General features: G+C 44.6%; 14 protein-coding genes. 3 read left to right on the top strand and 11 right to left on the bottom strand.

What is annotated here, in order from left to right; all coding sequences use genetic code 11:
* Window positions 1-60: 60 nt before the first annotated feature.
* From AC23N5_RS16290 to AC23N5_RS16320, 7 genes are all read right to left on the bottom strand, one after another.
* Entirely contained in the window at window positions 61-453 is a 393-nt protein-coding gene (locus tag AC23N5_RS16290) for a RidA family protein (RefSeq protein WP_028522434.1), read from the bottom strand.
* Window positions 454-482: 29 nt separating this feature from the next.
* Window positions 483-2861 (bottom strand): M1 family metallopeptidase, encoded by a 2379-nt coding sequence (locus tag AC23N5_RS16295; protein ID WP_487756391.1) that lies wholly within the window; start codon window positions 2859-2861, stop codon window positions 483-485.
* A gap of 81 nt (window positions 2862-2942) precedes the next feature.
* On the bottom strand, window positions 2943-4019 hold the full coding sequence (locus AC23N5_RS16300; protein ID WP_183974956.1) for an LptF/LptG family permease: 1077 nt from the start codon (window positions 4017-4019) through the stop codon (window positions 2943-2945).
* Window positions 4016-4348, bottom strand: coding sequence for a DUF6169 family protein (locus AC23N5_RS16305; RefSeq protein WP_487756392.1), 333 nt, complete (start codon window positions 4346-4348; stop codon window positions 4016-4018). Before AC23N5_RS16305 ends, AC23N5_RS16300 begins: the two co-directional genes overlap by 4 nt.
* On the bottom strand, window positions 4335-4484 hold the full coding sequence (locus AC23N5_RS16310) for a hypothetical protein (RefSeq protein WP_164490184.1): 150 nt from the start codon (window positions 4482-4484) through the stop codon (window positions 4335-4337). The genes AC23N5_RS16305 and AC23N5_RS16310 overlap by 14 nt, the downstream gene beginning before the upstream one ends.
* Window positions 4485-4624: 140 nt before the next feature.
* Entirely contained in the window at window positions 4625-6670 is a 2046-nt protein-coding gene (locus AC23N5_RS16315) for a protein-disulfide reductase DsbD family protein (protein WP_487756393.1), read from the bottom strand.
* A 27-nt stretch (window positions 6671-6697) separates the two neighbouring features.
* Window positions 6698-7228: a hypothetical protein gene (locus AC23N5_RS16320; protein ID WP_487756394.1), complete on the bottom strand. Its 531-nt coding sequence runs from the start codon at window positions 7226-7228 to the stop codon at window positions 6698-6700.
* Between the two features lie 440 nt (window positions 7229-7668).
* Here AC23N5_RS16320 and AC23N5_RS16325 point away from each other — a divergent pair, with 440 nt between their 5' ends.
* Window positions 7669-8685, top strand: coding sequence for a GntR family transcriptional regulator (locus AC23N5_RS16325; RefSeq protein WP_183974950.1), 1017 nt, complete (start codon window positions 7669-7671; stop codon window positions 8683-8685).
* Window positions 8686-8864: 179 nt separating this feature from the next.
* Here the strand turns inward: AC23N5_RS16325 and AC23N5_RS16330 are convergent, their stop codons facing one another.
* The 4 genes from AC23N5_RS16330 to AC23N5_RS16345 all read right to left on the bottom strand — a co-directional run bounded on the left by AC23N5_RS16330 (window position 8865) and on the right by AC23N5_RS16345 (window position 12857).
* Window positions 8865-9449 (bottom strand): carboxymuconolactone decarboxylase family protein, encoded by a 585-nt coding sequence (locus tag AC23N5_RS16330; protein ID WP_487756395.1) that lies wholly within the window; start codon window positions 9447-9449, stop codon window positions 8865-8867.
* A 24-nt stretch (window positions 9450-9473) separates the two neighbouring features.
* Entirely contained in the window at window positions 9474-10028 is a 555-nt protein-coding gene (locus AC23N5_RS16335) for a peroxiredoxin (RefSeq protein ID WP_183974946.1), read from the bottom strand.
* 292 nt (window positions 10029-10320) lie between these two features.
* Window positions 10321-11442, bottom strand: coding sequence for a glycoside hydrolase family 88/105 protein (locus AC23N5_RS16340; RefSeq protein ID WP_487756396.1), 1122 nt, complete (start codon window positions 11440-11442; stop codon window positions 10321-10323).
* 38 nt (window positions 11443-11480) lie between these two features.
* The gene (locus AC23N5_RS16345; protein ID WP_487756397.1) at window positions 11481-12857 is read right to left on the bottom strand and encodes a glycoside hydrolase family 88/105 protein; all 1377 of its coding nucleotides are present in this window, start codon (window positions 12855-12857) and stop codon (window positions 11481-11483) included.
* Between the two features lie 152 nt (window positions 12858-13009).
* Between AC23N5_RS16345 and AC23N5_RS16350 the strand changes: the two genes are divergently transcribed.
* Together AC23N5_RS16350 and AC23N5_RS16355 are read left to right on the top strand one after the other, a co-directional pair.
* Window positions 13010-13768, top strand: a complete 759-nt coding sequence (locus AC23N5_RS16350; RefSeq protein WP_487756398.1) for a LytR/AlgR family response regulator transcription factor — start codon at window positions 13010-13012, stop codon at window positions 13766-13768.
* 82 nt (window positions 13769-13850) lie between these two features.
* Window positions 13851-15758 carry a histidine kinase gene (locus AC23N5_RS16355; protein ID WP_487756399.1) on the top strand — a complete coding sequence of 636 codons (1908 nt, stop codon included), beginning with the start codon at window positions 13851-13853 and terminating at the stop codon, window positions 15756-15758.
* Window positions 15759-15829: the final 71 nt, after the last annotated feature.

Consider the following 15829-nt stretch of genomic DNA (forward strand, 5'->3'; position numbering starts at 1 on the left):
AAAAAACCTCCCGAAAGTTTTGAACTTTCGGGAGGTTCAAAACTTTCGGGAGGTTGACCCTTAGGCTTCTTGTAAAATAGCCGTTACTTCGATTTCAATAAGGTATTCGGGAGCAATGAGTTTGCTGATTTCAACCATTGTCGTACAAGGACGAATCTCTCCAAAAAACTCTCCGTGTGCCCTTCCGTACGTTTCCCATTGCGCAATGTCCGTCACAAAAAGACGCGTTCTTACGACATCTTTGAGTGAAGCTCCTGCTTGAACGAGCACTTTCTCGATTTTTTCAATGATAAATTTGGTTTGGCCATAGGCGTCTCCGACGGCTACGGGGCCATTTTCGTCGGCAGCAACTGTACCCGTGACTTCAATAATGTTGCCGATACGTACTGCGCGGGAATAGCCAATAATAGCTTCCCAAGGGGCTCCAGTGGAGAGGTTTACTCTTTGTGACATTCGTTTATGTATGATTGATGGGTAAAAAATTACTCGTTTTTAGCGCCACCCTGCTGACCTGCCTTCGGCGGTTGAGCTTGCTGAGCTTCACGCATTGGGTTAGAGCCTCCACGTTGGAAACCACCCCCTTTGAATAGTTGGAAACGCGTTGGTTGCGTCGGCTGACGTGGGAAGCTGTTGCTCTCTTCGTCGATGTCGGCAATCTCACGGAATGGGTCTAATGTCCATTGTACCACTTTCTTTTTCGTGGTAATAACTTTCGATACTTGTTGGTCGTTCAAACGCCAGATTTCCGCTGGGAAGCGTGCTACCGAATCCGTACCATCTTCAAATTGCATCTTCACAATCACAGGCATTGGCAAACCACCTTTGTTCTTCACTTTCAACGTATAGAAATTCATCCCTGACTCTACCAATTTGCGCTCGTCTGGTGTTAAGCTTGCCAAGTAGGTTTCGTATTTTTTCTTGTCGGCTTCCGTCACTGCGTACGGGTCGTACGAATTGTAGAAATCCTTCATATCAGGATTTTTCTCTACCACCGATTCTTTGATAAAATCTTTATCGCGCTGACGAGCAACGGTTTCGCGTTTACTGTTGGCGGTTGCTCGCTGTTCTGCCTTCGTGATTTCAGGGTTTTGTGTGTCTAAGGCAAACCATTCTACTTCCACCAAATCTTGGTCAACGGGTTCGGTACCATAGAACCAGCCTTTCCAGAACCAATCCAAATCCACGCCTGACGCATCTTCCATCGTACGGAAGAAATCGGCAGGAGTTGGGTGCTTAAACTTCCAACGGTTGGCGTATTCTTTGAAGGCATAATCAAACAATTCGCGTCCCATGACGGTTTCGCGCAAAATGTTTAAGCCCGTCGCAGGTTTGGTGTAGGCATTTGGGCCAAAGCCCATGATGTTGTCTGAGCTCGACATGATAGGTACCTGCTTGCTTTGCTCGGTACGCATGTATTCGGTGATATTTTGAGGTTCAGCTACGTCGCCACCAAGGTTGCGATCCCATTCTTTGGTCGTCAGATACTCCATAAACGAGTTTAAGCCTTCGTCCATCCACGACCATTGGCGCTCGTCAGAGTTCACAATCATAGGGAACCAATTGTGCCCTACTTCGTGGATAACTACCTGAATCAAAAAGTTTTTGATACCTTCTGAATACGTTCCGTCAGCATCGGGGCGGGCTCCGTTGAATGAAATCATCGGGTATTCCATTCCTCCCACGGGGCCGTGTACCGACTGCGCAACTGGATATGGATAGTCGAACGTGAATTTTGAGTAGGTTTTTACTGTGTGCGCCACCAACATGGTTGAATATTGTCCCCAAAGCGGATTGGCTTCTTTGGGATAAAACGACATGGCAAGTACTTTTTTGCCGTTGAGTTCTACGTTCATGGCATCCCAGATAAACTTACGGCTACTTGCAAAAGCAAAGTCACGGACATTGTCAGCTTTGAATACCCAAGTCTTTTTACCATTGGGTTTGTTGGCTTCGTTTTTAGTCGCTTCGTCTTGGCTGACAACCAAAACAGGCTTATCGAACGTGGCGCGCGCTTTTTCTAAGCGCTTCAATTGCTCCGATGAAAGAATTTGTGAAGCGTTTTGAAGCTCACCACTCGCACCTACGATGTGGTCATTAGGGACAGTAATCGCTACTTTGTAATTTCCGAATGGCAAGGTAAACTCGCCTTGACCCAAAAACTGCTTGTTTTGCCAGCCGTTTACGTCGTCATAGACGCAAGCACGCGGGAACCACTGAGCGATTTCGTAAATGAAGTTGCCATCTTTGGCAAAAAACTCAGCGCCACCGCGAGCACCTTGGGCAAAGCGGAAATCGGTGATGTTGAAGTTCCAGTCAATTTGAAAACTGATTGATTGTCCTGAGCGAATAGGAGCGTTAAGGTCGATACGCATCATGGTTTCGTTGATGCGATAACGGAGGGCTTGGCCCGTCTTAGGGTCTTTTACGGCCGTAATTTTATGACCGTAATCCTTGTCAATCATCGAACGAGTCATGGACGTAGCAGGCATTCCCTTTTCGTTGATAGAACTCGTCCGCGTCTGATTGGCCATGGAGTTTTTGGCAAAAAGATTCTGGTCAAGCTGAATCCACAAATAGCGTAGCTCATCGGGTGAGTTGTTGAAATACGTTACTACTTCTGAGCCCGTAAGACGTTGTTTTTCATCATCGATTTCGGCTTTGATGTCATAATCAACGCGGTTTTGCCAATATTCCTTTCCTGGCGCTCCCGATGCGGTGCGGTAGGTGTTTGGGGTTGGCAGGGCAGTTCCCATTTGTTCAAAACGAGAATTGGCGTGGTAATTTGCGGCGGGGGGTTGTGCGATAAGCGGTGAAAGTGCGCCGAGTAGGCAGCACAACAGCAGGACAAAAAACTTATTCATTGGGGTTTGTTGATTGAGTTAAGTCGAATAATGATTCGCATGACTTGAGCAGTTTACTGACCAAAAGTATGAAAATATTTTTTACCTCGGTAATGTCTTGTACAACACAAAACCAATCGCTGCAAAAATGATATTAGGCAGCCATACCGCCACGATAGCAGGAATTGTGCCCGATTCGGCAATTCCTTTGGCCAACATAAAAAACAACAGATAGACAAAGGCCAATATAAACCCAAACGCAATTTGCAAGCCTGAACCACGGCGGCTTTTTCGGGCTGATACGACGACGCCAATGATGGTCAGTATGATGAAAGCAAACGGGTGCGTAAAGCGGGTGTATTTTTCGAGCAAATAGGTTTCGACCCCGTCGGCTCCGCGTAGTCGGAGAAGGTCAATATAGTCGTTGAGTTGGGTCAGCGTTAGTTCCTCGAAGCGATTTTTATCATTTTCAAAGTCTTTGGGGCTGAGGTTGAGCGTGGTGTCAATTTGTACCCCTTTGGTAATGGTTTCGGTCAGGCCGTCGATTTTCCGAATTCGATAGTCGTAAACCGTCCATTTTTTCTTTTTAGGCTCCCAAACGATGCGGTCAGAAGTAAGTTTTTCTTTCAGTTGATTGCCTTCGATGTGTTCTAACGTAAACTTATACCCCGTTAGCGAAGCGTTGTTGTAACTCTCAAGGTAAGCATACAGTTTAGGAGCTACTTTAATGTGGAAGTTGCGCTGATTGAAATAATATTGGTCTTCAATGTATTTGTATTCAAAACCTAAGCGGATTTTATTTGCCCGCGGAATCACCCACCCTACCATGTAAAACGTAAACAAAGCCAACATCGCCGAACCAATAAAATAAGGAACCAACATCCGAAGAAAACTCACGCCACTACTAAAAATGGCAATGATTTCGGTGCGAGCCGCCATTCTAGCAGTAAAAAAAACGGTGGCAATAAATACCAACAACGGACTGAGGTAGTTGGCATAATAGGGAATCAGGTTGGCGTAATAGTCAAACAGAATCTCGCTCGCGGGTGGGTTGAACTTACGGAAGTTGTCGATTTTTTCAGTGAAGTCAATCACGCAGATAATAAGCAACGTGATGAGCACCGTAAAAACGTAAGTAATCAGAAAGTTTTTAAGAATATAGCGATCTAATAGTTTCATGATTTATAATCAGAGTACATTTGATAGCTTTCTAAGAAAGCATTTAAGAGGTTCTCCCGTTCGGTGTTATTTCTATGGATTAGAACAGCGCCTAAAATAACAACATCGTCTAATGAAAACGAAAAATCGTACTTTTCGAGGTCAGTAGTACGGAATTTTATAAACCATTTATCAAAGACTCTTTTTCGTGCAAACTGTTTTTTATCGATACTCTCGCAAACATAAATCAGCACATTTTGATGATTTTCGAAGAAATTGGATAAAAAATATAAAATCGTCGAAGAGACTCTTGCGTCAACAGGCAGTTCTTTGAAACTAAATTCTAACAATTTTGCGACCCTTTTTGTTAATGATAGATGTGTTGCCTTTACTCAATTCTTGATGAATTTCGTTTTTATCACTCATCATTTTTCGTACAGTTTCTTCTAAACTGCTTCCTTTAGGAATATTGATTTTGATTTCCATGGCGCTTGCAGTTGTCTAAATCTTTGATTCTATTTACTAAACCATGCTGACCACTATTTGGCAAGTGGGGTTTTTATGTTTTACACAAAGCTACTAAAATAATAAAACCGCTCGTAATCAACGAGCGGTTTTTAGATTATTTAACGCTTAAACTTCGAAAGTCCAGAATCGAGAAATTGCACAAATTCTTCGGTGCTTGCGTAGCCAATGGGCTTGGTGAGTAGCTCACCGTCGGGACTAATGACGCAGTAAAAAGGCTGAGCGTTGTTGTTAAACTTCGTGATTTGCAAATCTGCGTTCTTGTCGCCGATGGTTGTTTTTTCGCGCTTATCGTAAGTTGATACAAACTGTTGTTCCTTAGGAAGTTCGGTTTTGTCATCCACGTAAAGCGAAGCAATCACAAACTCTTTCTTGAGGCGATCTAGCACTTCGGGTTGTGGCCAAACGTTGGCTTCCATTTTGCGGCAGTTGGCGCAGTTGAAACCTGTAAAATCAACAAATACCGGTTTGCCTGCGGCTTTGGCTTGGGCTAAGGCTTGTTCGTAATCAAAAAAGCCTTCAAGGCCATGTGGCAAGTGAGGTTTGCTGCGATCGAGTTTGGCCGTACTTCCCGTACCTGTTCCACCAACGGCGTTGGTCAAGAAAAAGTCTTGGGTTTGCTCTGGAGGCAACCAGCCCGACAATGCCCGAAGAGGCGCTCCAAACATCCCTGGAAGCATATAAACCACAAAAGCGAAAGTCGAAGATGAAATCAGCAAGCGCGGAATCGTTACTCCTTTCACGGGAGAGTCTTTGTCCATGCGAAGTTTGCCAAGTACATAAAAACCAATGATGGTAAATAGCACAATCCAAATCGCGAGGAAAATTTCGCGGTCAAGCACATTCCAGCGGTAAGCTAAGTCTATGTTGCTCAAAAACTTGAGTGCTAATGCAAACTCCAACAGGCCAAACACAACCTTAAATTCGTTGAGCCATCCACCTGATTTAGGAAGGCTTTTCAAGAATTTCGGGAACATAGCTAAGCCCGTAAACACCACGGCGAAAGGCATTGAGAAAGCAATCATCCCAAGCACGGGACGCATCACTTCGTTGCCTTTGGAGGCCAAAATAAGGAGCGAACCTGCAATGGGTGCCGTACACGAAAATGAAACCACCACAAGCGTAAGGGCCATGAAGAAAATTCCGATAAGGCCGCCTTTATCGGCTTGTTTATCGACATTATTCACAAATGAACTTGGCAAAACGATTTCGAACAACCCCAAAAACGACAACCCAAATAAGATAAATACCACAAAGAAAATGGCGTTGGGTGCCCAGTGGGTACTGATAAAGTTGGCAGCTTGTGCTCCTCCAATGCGTGATACTAAGAAACCCAGTAAGGTAAAAATAGAAACGATGGAAAGGCCATACAACAAAGCCTTGCTAGTGCCGTGCTCTTGTTTGGTAAAATAACTCACCGTCATGGGCATGATTGGATAAATACACGGCATAAAAATAGACGCCAAACCGCCTAAGAAACAAGCCAATAAGAAGCTCCACAACGACTCTTCTTCGGCGGGCTCTGGGGTAGTGATGGTTTCTGAAGATTCAGCAACCGCCTCCGACGTTGCTTCAGCAGCGGTAGTTGGTGTTGCGGCAACAGTATTGCTGTCTTTGGTTGGGGTTGCTGTAACTTGCTCTATTGGCTGGCCCGCCGTAGGCTGAATCGTTGCAGCTGCGTCGGCCGCTACTTTAATATCGGTAATTTTAAAATCAGCACTTCCCATGGTGCAGAGCCCATCGTTTTGGCAAGTTTGATAATCAACTGCTACTTCGATTTGCGGGTTGGCCTTGAGAATCTTTACTTTTTGTACAAAAGAACCTGTGCCTTCTGCCACGCTCGTATTTCCTCCCCAAACCTCTTCGTAAAAGTTGTGAAATCCAACGGGCTTGATTTTACCCACCAATTGATACGTATCGTTGGGCTTGAATTTAAACTCGGTTGGATTGGGGCCATCTTTTACCTCAAATTCGGTCGAGTACAAATGCCAAGTGGGGTCGATAGCCGCAATGAACTTAATCTCGACAATGTCTCCTACTTTCACCTCTTTTTTGGGGGAATCGACATTCCATTTTGCGTGATTTTGCACTTGCCCAAAGGTGGTGAGGGTCAAGAGTACTAAAAGAGCACTGATTACACTTTTCATAAAGTACGTTATAGATAACGGTTAGTTTTACTTGATTTTTTGCAACGACTTGGCATTTACTTTTCGTATGACTTCGCTTCGTTTAAACTTTACGCGCCAGACCGCCAAATGTGTGGCATCTTCCCCAAAACATTTGTGACAAATGCTACTTTGCAGCGAAACGGGTGCATTATACACCAGTGCAGAGTCGCCTAATTTTTGGATATTAGGGATTTGAGAGAGTTTATTTTCGGCATTATATACGTAAGCATCGAGGATTTCTTGCTCTTTGGCCGACAATGCGGGGTTTTTGAGGTCCTTTGTGCCTAAGAGGTTGATTTCTGCGGTATATAACTTTTCCAACGAATCTATTTGTGGCAACTTTTGCAATTGGCAAAAAGCCGCAGCATCTGAAGGCGACTTCGCTAGGGCGTTTTCGAGGTTTGCTTGTGCTTGTTTTACAATTCTCTGGCCCCAGTCATCCACAATAGTCACGACTTGTTGGGTCGTAACGCGTTTGATTTGCATACTTTTTACCTTCTCAACGGCTTCTTTGGAGCCATTGACACGCCTTTCCATATTGCAACCAACAAATAATAGACCAATGAACGCTACGAGCGTAAACGACGAAAAATAATTCACAAACAGATGGATTTAGAATACAAAACTATCTTTATTCTGATGTAAAGCCAAAACGCCTCAGCAGCTGGTTTGGTTCAGAAAAAAGCGTTGCGAAAGCCGTATTTGTTGAAGATATATGTATAAAGTACAATTTTTTTTGACCATTACTCCTGCACTACAAACAAGTGTTTGGTAGCTGCTTGATAGTTAAAATTACAACTATTTCTTCAAAACCTACTATTTTGGTAACGTTCCCGATAACGATTGCATAAAAAAATACGTAAAAAGCAGTCAAAAATTTAATAATAACTTCCTACATTTCAATTACCAAGTCAACTACCCAAAAAATACGTCTGTTGGTATTTCTCAAAAAAAGACAATTGTAAATAGGAAATAAGATGAACAGTGCTCTAATTTCAATTAATCCCTTTGATAAAGTGCCGAAGTACAAGCAAATTGTTCAATCGGTAATGCGGGATATTGAAAGAGGAGTTTTGAAAAAAGGAGATCAGCTTCCTTCGATTAGCGAACTGAGCATTGAGTATTTGCTGGCTCGCGACACGGTAGAAAAAGCGTACCGCGAGCTGCGGGCGAAAGGGCACATTGTATCGGTACAAGGGAAAGGGTATTATGTGCAGTCGGATAGTGACAAGAAGATTAAAATATTGTTGATTTTCAATAAATTAAGTTCTTACAAAAAGATAATCTATTACTCGTTCTTAAAAGCACTTGGCGATACTGCGATTGTGGATTTGCAGGTACACCATTACAGTGCAAGTCGTTTTCAAGAAATTATCGAGCAAAATCTGGGGGCTTACAACTATTACGTGGTCATGCCGCATTTTACCCAAGACCTCGATAAAGCCGATTATCTGGATACGTTGAAAAGCATTCCAAAGAATGAGTTGGTGTTGTTAGACCGTGACATTCCTGAACTGACGTCTAACCCATTGAGCATTTATCAGCGTTTTGATAAAGATATTTTTGAAGCATTGGAAAGTGCCAATGATTTACTTTTGAAATACTCAAAAATAGCCCTGGTTTTTCCGTCGGATGGAAATTATCCCGTAGAAATTGTGCAAGGCGTGCGAAATTTCTGCATCAATTACCATAAAAAGTTTGAAATAAAGGACTCCATTAACGACGAAATACTGGAGACAAAAACGGCCTACATTGTCGTAGAAGAAAACGACTTGGCGGAATTGGCCAAAAAAGTAAAACAGGCAGGATATACGCTCGGCAAAGAAATTGGCTTGATTTCGTTTAATGAAACAACACTCAAGGAATTGCTAGGAATCACAGTCGTTAGTACCGATTTTGAGACCATGGGACGTACGGCGGCTTCGCTTTTGTTGAACAAACAACGAATAAAAGTAAAGAACCCATTTTACATGATTCGGAGAGGATCTTTGTAACGTGGAGAGGGTTGCTCACAACCCGCCTGAGGAGAGAATAAGAATTTTTACTGAGAGGAACAGATGGTTTTTAAACAGCCCGTAAAATTTTACGGGCTGTTTTTTTATCTCCAATGGTAGCGTACCCAAAACAACGTCTGTTGATGAAGTAGTTGGTTTTTAGCTGGTTGATGGCAGCGCTACAATAATGTTATAAAGCTTTTGAAAATAGCTGCAAGACGTACAGCATCGAAAATGCGCTGCTCAGATGCTCCGTGAGCTTTCACAGAGGTTTCGTGCGAGGTAACGCACATTTCACAGCCATTGACGGCCGAAATGACGAGGCTCAGTAGTTCAAAAAACTCTTTTCCCAACACAGGATTCATCATGATTGACATCCGAATACCTGCTTGCATGTTGTTATAGCTTTCCTTGTTCATGAAATGACGGAAACGATAAAACACGTTGTTGGCATTCATCAACGATACGCAGGCTGCTACTTCGTTAAGCTCTTTTTCGGTGGCACCGCGCTGTTGTGCAAGCGCCTCAAGGGCGTTAATCAAGTCGGTGGCTTTTTCGTTGATAGCCACACCTAAAGCCAACAAAACCGCGTCTTTTTCGCCCAAAGATGGTGCTTTAAGCGCATTGGCGACGTTGATTTTCAGGTCTTTGATGTAACGATGGTCGGCATCGTTTAGGCGGTCGAGAAAAATACTATCGTACTCGGCTGGTAGGTTTACCTCTGCCAGCAAGCTTTTTTTAGTTTCACTAATTGTTCCAAACATCGTAGAGATAGGTTTTACCAATCATTAAGCAGTAAGGGTAGCCTCGCCTTGTTTCCAGTTGCATGGGCAAAGCTCGTCGGTTTGGAGGGCATCCAACACGCGCAAAACCTCGTCCACATTACGTCCTACCGACAAGTCGTTTGCACATACCCAGCGAACAATTCCTTGTGGGTCAACGATGTACGTAACACGGTAAGCTACTTTCTCGTTGGCTTCCAAAATTCCAAGCTCTTCCGCCAATGATTTCGACGTATCGGCCAACATGGGGAATTTAAGTCCTGTCAAATCTTCGTGATTTTTGCGCCATGCCAAGTGAACAAACTCAGAGTCAGTAGAAGCACCGATAAGGATTGTGTCACGGTCAGCGAAGTCTTCTACGCGTTGGTTGAAAGCGGCGATTTCGGTAGGGCAAACAAACGTAAAATCTTTTGGCCACCAGAACATCACCATCCATTTATCCGCGTTTTTGTGGTCTTCTGAAGTGATGTCATAAAACTCGTTGCCTTTTTCTAAAGACACGACAGATGTTTTTTTGAACGAAGGGAATTGTGCTCCCAAACCTAACATTTTGCTGGACATAGTCGTAAGGTATTTTAAAATTAAAAATTGTTATAGTACAATTTATTGTTCTTAATTTTTGAAATTAAAAGCTTTTGTACTTGAAAAGTATAATTTTAATCTCAGCGCAAAACTCCGCCAAATGTATATACGTATCAAATTGATATTTTCTATATATGTATAGATTTTATCAATAACTTGGCCTAATGTATTGAGGGTAAAGGCGTTATTTTAGAAGAAATAAGGCATAAAAAATCCCAATTCCTGACGAGAATCAGCAATTGGGAAAACGGTTTTAAGCGGAAGGTAGGTATTATAATTTCACAACTTCGGTGCCTGCCAAGAGAAAGCAGCCGAGGCCAAAGTCTTCATAGTCGGGTTGTTTGTCGTAGCTGAGGGGTTGGCCATCTTTGGGCTCTTTTCCCGTGCCTTGCACCCAGCCTAAAAAGCCGTTGGGGTGTACACATTCTTTCAGCATGGCATTCATGGCCTTGGCAACGATGGGCTGGTATATTTTCTTATCCAAAAGACCATTACGCATTCCCCACGCCATTCCATACACAAAAAGCGCCGTACCAGTAAGTTCTTTTCCTCCAAAATCCGTTTCGTCGGTTAGGCTTACGTTCCAGTAGCCATCGGGGCGCTGGAGGGCAGGCAGGGCTTTCATCATTTCGAGGTACGTTTTTTGGTATTCTTCGCGGTGAGGGGCGTTTTTGGGCATAATGTCGAGTACCCGTACCAAAGCTGCTACTACCCAGCCATTCCCGCGCGACCAATAGCAGTTTTTACCTGCGGGGGTTTTGTACGGTGGGTCAAAGTCCTTATCGCGCCACCAAAGCCCTTCGGCAGGATTGTAAAGCCCTTTATCGCCGTGCTGGTTTTTGGTGAACAAATACATGTCGTACATTTTTTCGTAGTAGCGATTGTCGTCATAAATTACCCCCAACTTGGCAAAAACGGGCATCGCCATTTGCAGGGCATCCACCCACGACCAGTCATCTTTCTTTTCGCTGTTGACTAGGTTGTCCATGCAAGCTTTGATGTCGCGGATACGTTCCTCTTTTTTATCCATGAGGTAGAGGTCAATGTAGGTTTGTCCGCAGCACTGGTCATCGCCGTTGCGGGTGGTAATGCCATTGCGAAGTCCCCATTTATGGGCTTCTCCCCACGAAATAGCATAGTCGAGGTACTGTTTTTGAGGGTCAATTTGGTAAAGCGCCATTAGTCCTTCGTAGTAAACGCCACGGGTCCAGATATTACTGGGGCGTGTGCGGTCTTTTCCCACAATAGGTTTTCCCACATCCGACCATTTGTTCATAAAATACGCATTGGCCGAGGTCATGGCCTTTAAGACGTCTTTCTTTTTGGGTAATTTTTGGGCAAAAATAGCGGTTGTTACCCACAAACTACAGCAAATGATAGTTATATATTTCACGTTAATGGTTTGATTTTCATTGTATTGGGGAAAGACTATTACTTCTTCTGTAACAACTGTACTGAGCTGTCGTTAATCTCAAACTGTTTGTTTTTCAGTAGATTGATAACCTCTGCTCCAGCCAAAATCACGGGGCCATAGCCATGTGCCGCAAATGGACTGATGGGGCGGTGGTAATAAAATGCGGGGTCAAAGCCCATGCCCGTTCCTACACACGTACCTTCTACTTGACCCTTTTCGTTGACTTTGGTCGCAACAGCGTTCCAGCCTAGTAAGGCCATGGGAGCATACGCAAGGCCGTCAATCCAGCCTTTGTTGATGGCGTGCGCGATGGCATATGTGTAAATAGCGGTCGCTGAAGTTTCTAAGTAAGAATCTTCACGGTCGAGCAATTGATGCCAAAACCCAGAACCTGATTGGTACGATGCCAAGCCTTTGACGTGCGCTTTTAACAAAGCGATGATTTCTGAGCGAGCAGGATGGTTTTCAGGAAGAACGTCGAGCACTTCTACTTTGGTCAGCAGCCCCCAGCCGTTGGCACGGGCCCAGTGGAATTGTGGATGCTCGGTCATGCCTTCGACCCAACCGTGCATATACACGCCTTTTTCTTTGTTGAACATCCGTTTCGCAAACTGCAAAATCTGCTTGGCGGCTTCGTCGTAGTATTTTTTATCGCCCGTGAGTTTTCCCATTTGAGCCAAGGCAGGAACTCCCATAAACAAATCGTCGAGCCAAAGGGTGTTGGGTTGAGGGCGATTCCGAGCGAGCGTGCCGTCGCTGAGGCGGTGTTCTTTGGTTAAAATATAATTGATGTGATTGTCGATAAGTGGACGTAGCTTCGACGTATTTCCTCCGCGCGTGGCTTTAATCATGGCCGCACACATGGCGCCGCAATCGTCGAGGGCATGTGGGGTTAATAAACCGCGCAACGGCCCTTTTGTACCCCAATCTGCATGTTCTTCAGTGGTTTTTTTAAAATAGGGCGCGGCATTAGCGATAAACTCCAAGCGTTTGTCCACGTACTCTTTATAGCGGCCATCACTCGTGATTTGGCTAGCCAAAAGCATGGCACCGTAAGTGACCCCCCACTCGTAGCTGACCAAACGAAAATCTCCTTTTTGGAGGGCGGTATTTTCATCAATTTTTGACAAATCACTGACGGTTTCGCCCGTTTTGGAGTTGACAAATGCAGTAGGGGTGACGGTATTCAAATATCCATGAATGCGGTCTAACGTTCCCTTGATGTCGTTGGCTTTTGAAATTCCATAAGGAACAGGGTAGTCGGGTTGGAGCAAATGCAAAGGCGTGTTGGAGTCGTTGGCGTTGGTTACGTTTCGTTGGGCCGATGCAGTTATCGAAAAACAAGCCGCAAGGAGCGTAGAAGCGGCAAGCGAGCAAATGATGGAAGGTTTCATAAGTAATAGGTTTGGTACAAAATTGATAAGGTTTGGGTTTACAACATTCCCGTACCCACCTGTGAAAGAAAAAGATACAAGAAATAGCACGCCCAATGTATAGCTGTACTTGGTGAAAACTTTATTTTTGCAAATCTACTGTAACTCTTGGTATGCTCACTGCCCTACTCATAGACGATGAACAAAACAGCACTGATGTGTTGGTATATGACTTACAGCACTATTGTCCTGAGGTTTCGGTAGTAGGTATGTTTGAAAACCCTGCGGACGCCATCGGGTTTTTGAAAGAACATTCCGTAGATGTAGTGTTTTTGGATATTTCGATGCCCGAAATGAGTGGTTTCGACTTTCTGGAGGCGCTTCCATCGGTCGATTTTGAGATTGTGTTTGTGACGGCTTACGAAGAGTTTGCCCTGGCGGCCTTTGATTTTTATGCCCTCGATTATTTGGTAAAACCCGTGGCTCCCGAAAAACTAACTCGGGCGGTGGAGCGGTTGTTGACAAAGAAAAAAGAGAATCAAAAAGTCGATTATGTTAATATTCAGGCACTTTTGGGTAATTTAACCCTGATGCAGCAAGACTCGACCTCGATGGCAATTCCGACTCAAGAAGGCTACGAAATCCTCAAAACGGGCGATGTGGTTTTGTTGGAGGCCGATGGAAGTTATACCAACGTTGTGCTCAAAACGGGAGATGCGGTGTTGGTTTCTCGAAATTTGAAGGATTTTGAGCGAATGTTACCCCTTCGAAAATTCGCCCGTATTCACCATTCGTACATTATTAACATCGACTACATCAAAAAATACCAAAAAGGCGACGGTGGGGTTGTGACCATGACCAACGGAAAGGCACTGTCGGTGTCGCGCGCCAACAAAGCTAAGTTGTTGACGCTCATTCGGGGTGATTTCTAACCGACCGCTCGTGAACAATTGTAGTTTTTGGTAGGATTTTACTGCATTATTCTAAAACTTCGTGGCCTACAGTTTGTAACCTATGGGGCATTGGCGAAATTGGTGGATGGCCGTTTGGGCCTTTGGGCTACCGTTGTACGCAGCGGGGCAAAGCCCTGTGCGCCTTGATTCCTCGCTTGCGTTGCCGTTGGACCTTACTTCGGCCGTTTGGGTTTGGATTGATTCAACGGGGGAGGTCGCCGACGAACAGGCCATGACTAAAGGGAAGTTTACCCCGCTGAAAACCACAACGATTCCTCGGCTGTTGCAGAAAGAAGTCCATTACAATTATTGGGTACGGTTGACCCTCCAAAATGCAACGTCGGTGTCGCAAGAGCTGCTTTTGACGTTGGGCAATTTTTACGAAACAACGCTCTACGAACGCAGTCCAACTGCACAAACCCTCTATCAACTATATACCTCTCAGCGCTTACTCCCCTCAGAGCGATTGTACCGATACGACCATCGGTATTTTCCCCTTTATTTTGCTCCTTATCAGTCGCGCTATCTATACGCCAAAATTCGTGCTCTGACGGGAAAGCCGTTCGAGATAAGGCCGTTTTTGTACAGCTACGACGCCGAGGCCAAAGAACGCGTCAAGGGCCTGTATGATGACTATTTTCCGATGGCAGTCAACCACGAATTGATGGCAGTTTTGGCGTTTTTAACCGTTTTTTTCCTGTTTCAATGGGTTTTAAATCGCCAAAGGTACTTGCTGCTTTACTCCTTTTACCTCATGTCGATGTGGGGATTTGCGGCCTACGGCGCTTCTTATTCGTCGTACGTGGTGGACTATATCAGCTATGTACCTTTTCTGCGTTTTACGTTGCAACAAAACTTCTACATCCTGCTGACGCTGTTTACACACACCTTCTTTTTGTTTGAAATTTTGGGGATGAAAAACTGGCCGTCGAGTTGGACCAAGCGCTATTTTGAACGTTTGTTTTACGTAGTAGGAGGTCTGCTGGCGATTGAGCTAGTGCTTACGGTGGTGTATCGCCGCCTCGACCTTGAGACCAATTTTCATCAATTGTGCCAATTTGTATTACCTGTCCTTAATGTGACGAGCCTGGTGTTGCTTTGGGCCACCAAAGAGCGCGTGTCTTGGTTCATCAAGTTGGGGGCGTTGGTCATGGTGATCGGAACCACCATTGGCTTTGCATCGGTCGCGTTGGGATGGGCGCCCATGAGTTCGATGCTGCTCACGCACTACCCCAACGTCTATTTCAATTACGGCGTACTGATTGATATTTTGTTTTTCTCGTTGGCAACGGGGGAAAAAATGGTGCAAGTTCAGCGCGAACGAAATCGGTTGCTGCAAAATTATGCCCTCTCGGAACTGACGACGTTGCGCACGCAAATCAACCCGCATTTTTTGTTCAATAGCCTCAATTCCATCAAAAGTTACATCATTAAAAATAAAACGCAGGAAGCCGCTGCTTACCTTACCGATTTTTCGGTGTTGATGCGCGAGATTTTGGACAAAAGCCGTGAACAGTTTTTGCCATTGGGACAAGAATTGGAAATCATTCGACAATACTTGTTGTTGGAGCAACGTCGTTTTAGTCAGCCTTTTCAAATCGACCTACAAATCGACGACGCCATCGACCTCGACGCTGTTCAAGTACCTGCCTTTTTGTTACAACCTTTTGTAGAAAATGCCATCAAACACGGTTTTAAGCGGCTGGAACGAGAGGGCTGTGTTTGGGTGAAAGTCAGTAGTTTAGAAGATGGCATCGCAATAGTCATCGAAGACAACGGCATTGGCCGAGACAAAGCCGCAAAACTTCGTTTGGCATCGGTCAAGCACCGTTCAATGGGTCTCTCGTTGGTTGAAAACCGTTTGCGATTGTTGCGCGAAATCTACCATTGGAACATCGACCTAACAATAGAAGACGTTGCGCCTTCAACGGGTACGCGCGTAACCTTACGTATTCCCTTTTTTGATTAAAGCGTAAGCTGGGAGTTACAAACCCAAAGCTGCGAGTTATGGTCGTAACTACGTCAGTGGTGAACTAGGGG

This window comes from Runella sp. R5_40 (genome assembly GCF_057652295.1).

What these genes read in the sequence shown, in the direction of transcription:
- AC23N5_RS16310 (WP_164490184.1), bottom strand. Translation starts at nt 4,484, where the DNA reads ATGGAAATCAAAATCAATATTCCTAAAGGAAGCAGTTTAGAAGAAACT.
- AC23N5_RS16325 (WP_183974950.1), top strand. Translation starts at nt 7,669, where the DNA reads ATGAACAGTGCTCTAATTTCAATTAATCCCTTTGATAAAGTGCCGAAG.
- AC23N5_RS16330 (WP_487756395.1), bottom strand. Translation starts at nt 9,449, where the DNA reads ATGTTTGGAACAATTAGTGAAACTAAAAAAAGCTTGCTGGCAGAGGTA.
- AC23N5_RS16355 (WP_487756399.1), top strand. Translation starts at nt 13,851, where the DNA reads ATGGGGCATTGGCGAAATTGGTGGATGGCCGTTTGGGCCTTTGGGCTA.
- AC23N5_RS16335 (WP_183974946.1), bottom strand. Translation starts at nt 10,028, where the DNA reads ATGTCCAGCAAAATGTTAGGTTTGGGAGCACAATTCCCTTCGTTCAAA.
- AC23N5_RS16345 (WP_487756397.1), bottom strand. Translation starts at nt 12,857, where the DNA reads ATGAAACCTTCCATCATTTGCTCGCTTGCCGCTTCTACGCTCCTTGCG.
- AC23N5_RS16300 (WP_183974956.1), bottom strand. Translation starts at nt 4,019, where the DNA reads ATGAAACTATTAGATCGCTATATTCTTAAAAACTTTCTGATTACTTAC.
- AC23N5_RS16350 (WP_487756398.1), top strand. Translation starts at nt 13,010, where the DNA reads ATGCTCACTGCCCTACTCATAGACGATGAACAAAACAGCACTGATGTG.
- AC23N5_RS16290 (WP_028522434.1), bottom strand. Translation starts at nt 453, where the DNA reads ATGTCACAAAGAGTAAACCTCTCCACTGGAGCCCCTTGGGAAGCTATT.
- AC23N5_RS16320 (WP_487756394.1), bottom strand. Translation starts at nt 7,228, where the DNA reads ATGGAAAGGCGTGTCAATGGCTCCAAAGAAGCCGTTGAGAAGGTAAAA.
- AC23N5_RS16315 (WP_487756393.1), bottom strand. Translation starts at nt 6,670, where the DNA reads ATGAAAAGTGTAATCAGTGCTCTTTTAGTACTCTTGACCCTCACCACC.
- AC23N5_RS16295 (WP_487756391.1), bottom strand. Translation starts at nt 2,861, where the DNA reads ATGAATAAGTTTTTTGTCCTGCTGTTGTGCTGCCTACTCGGCGCACTT.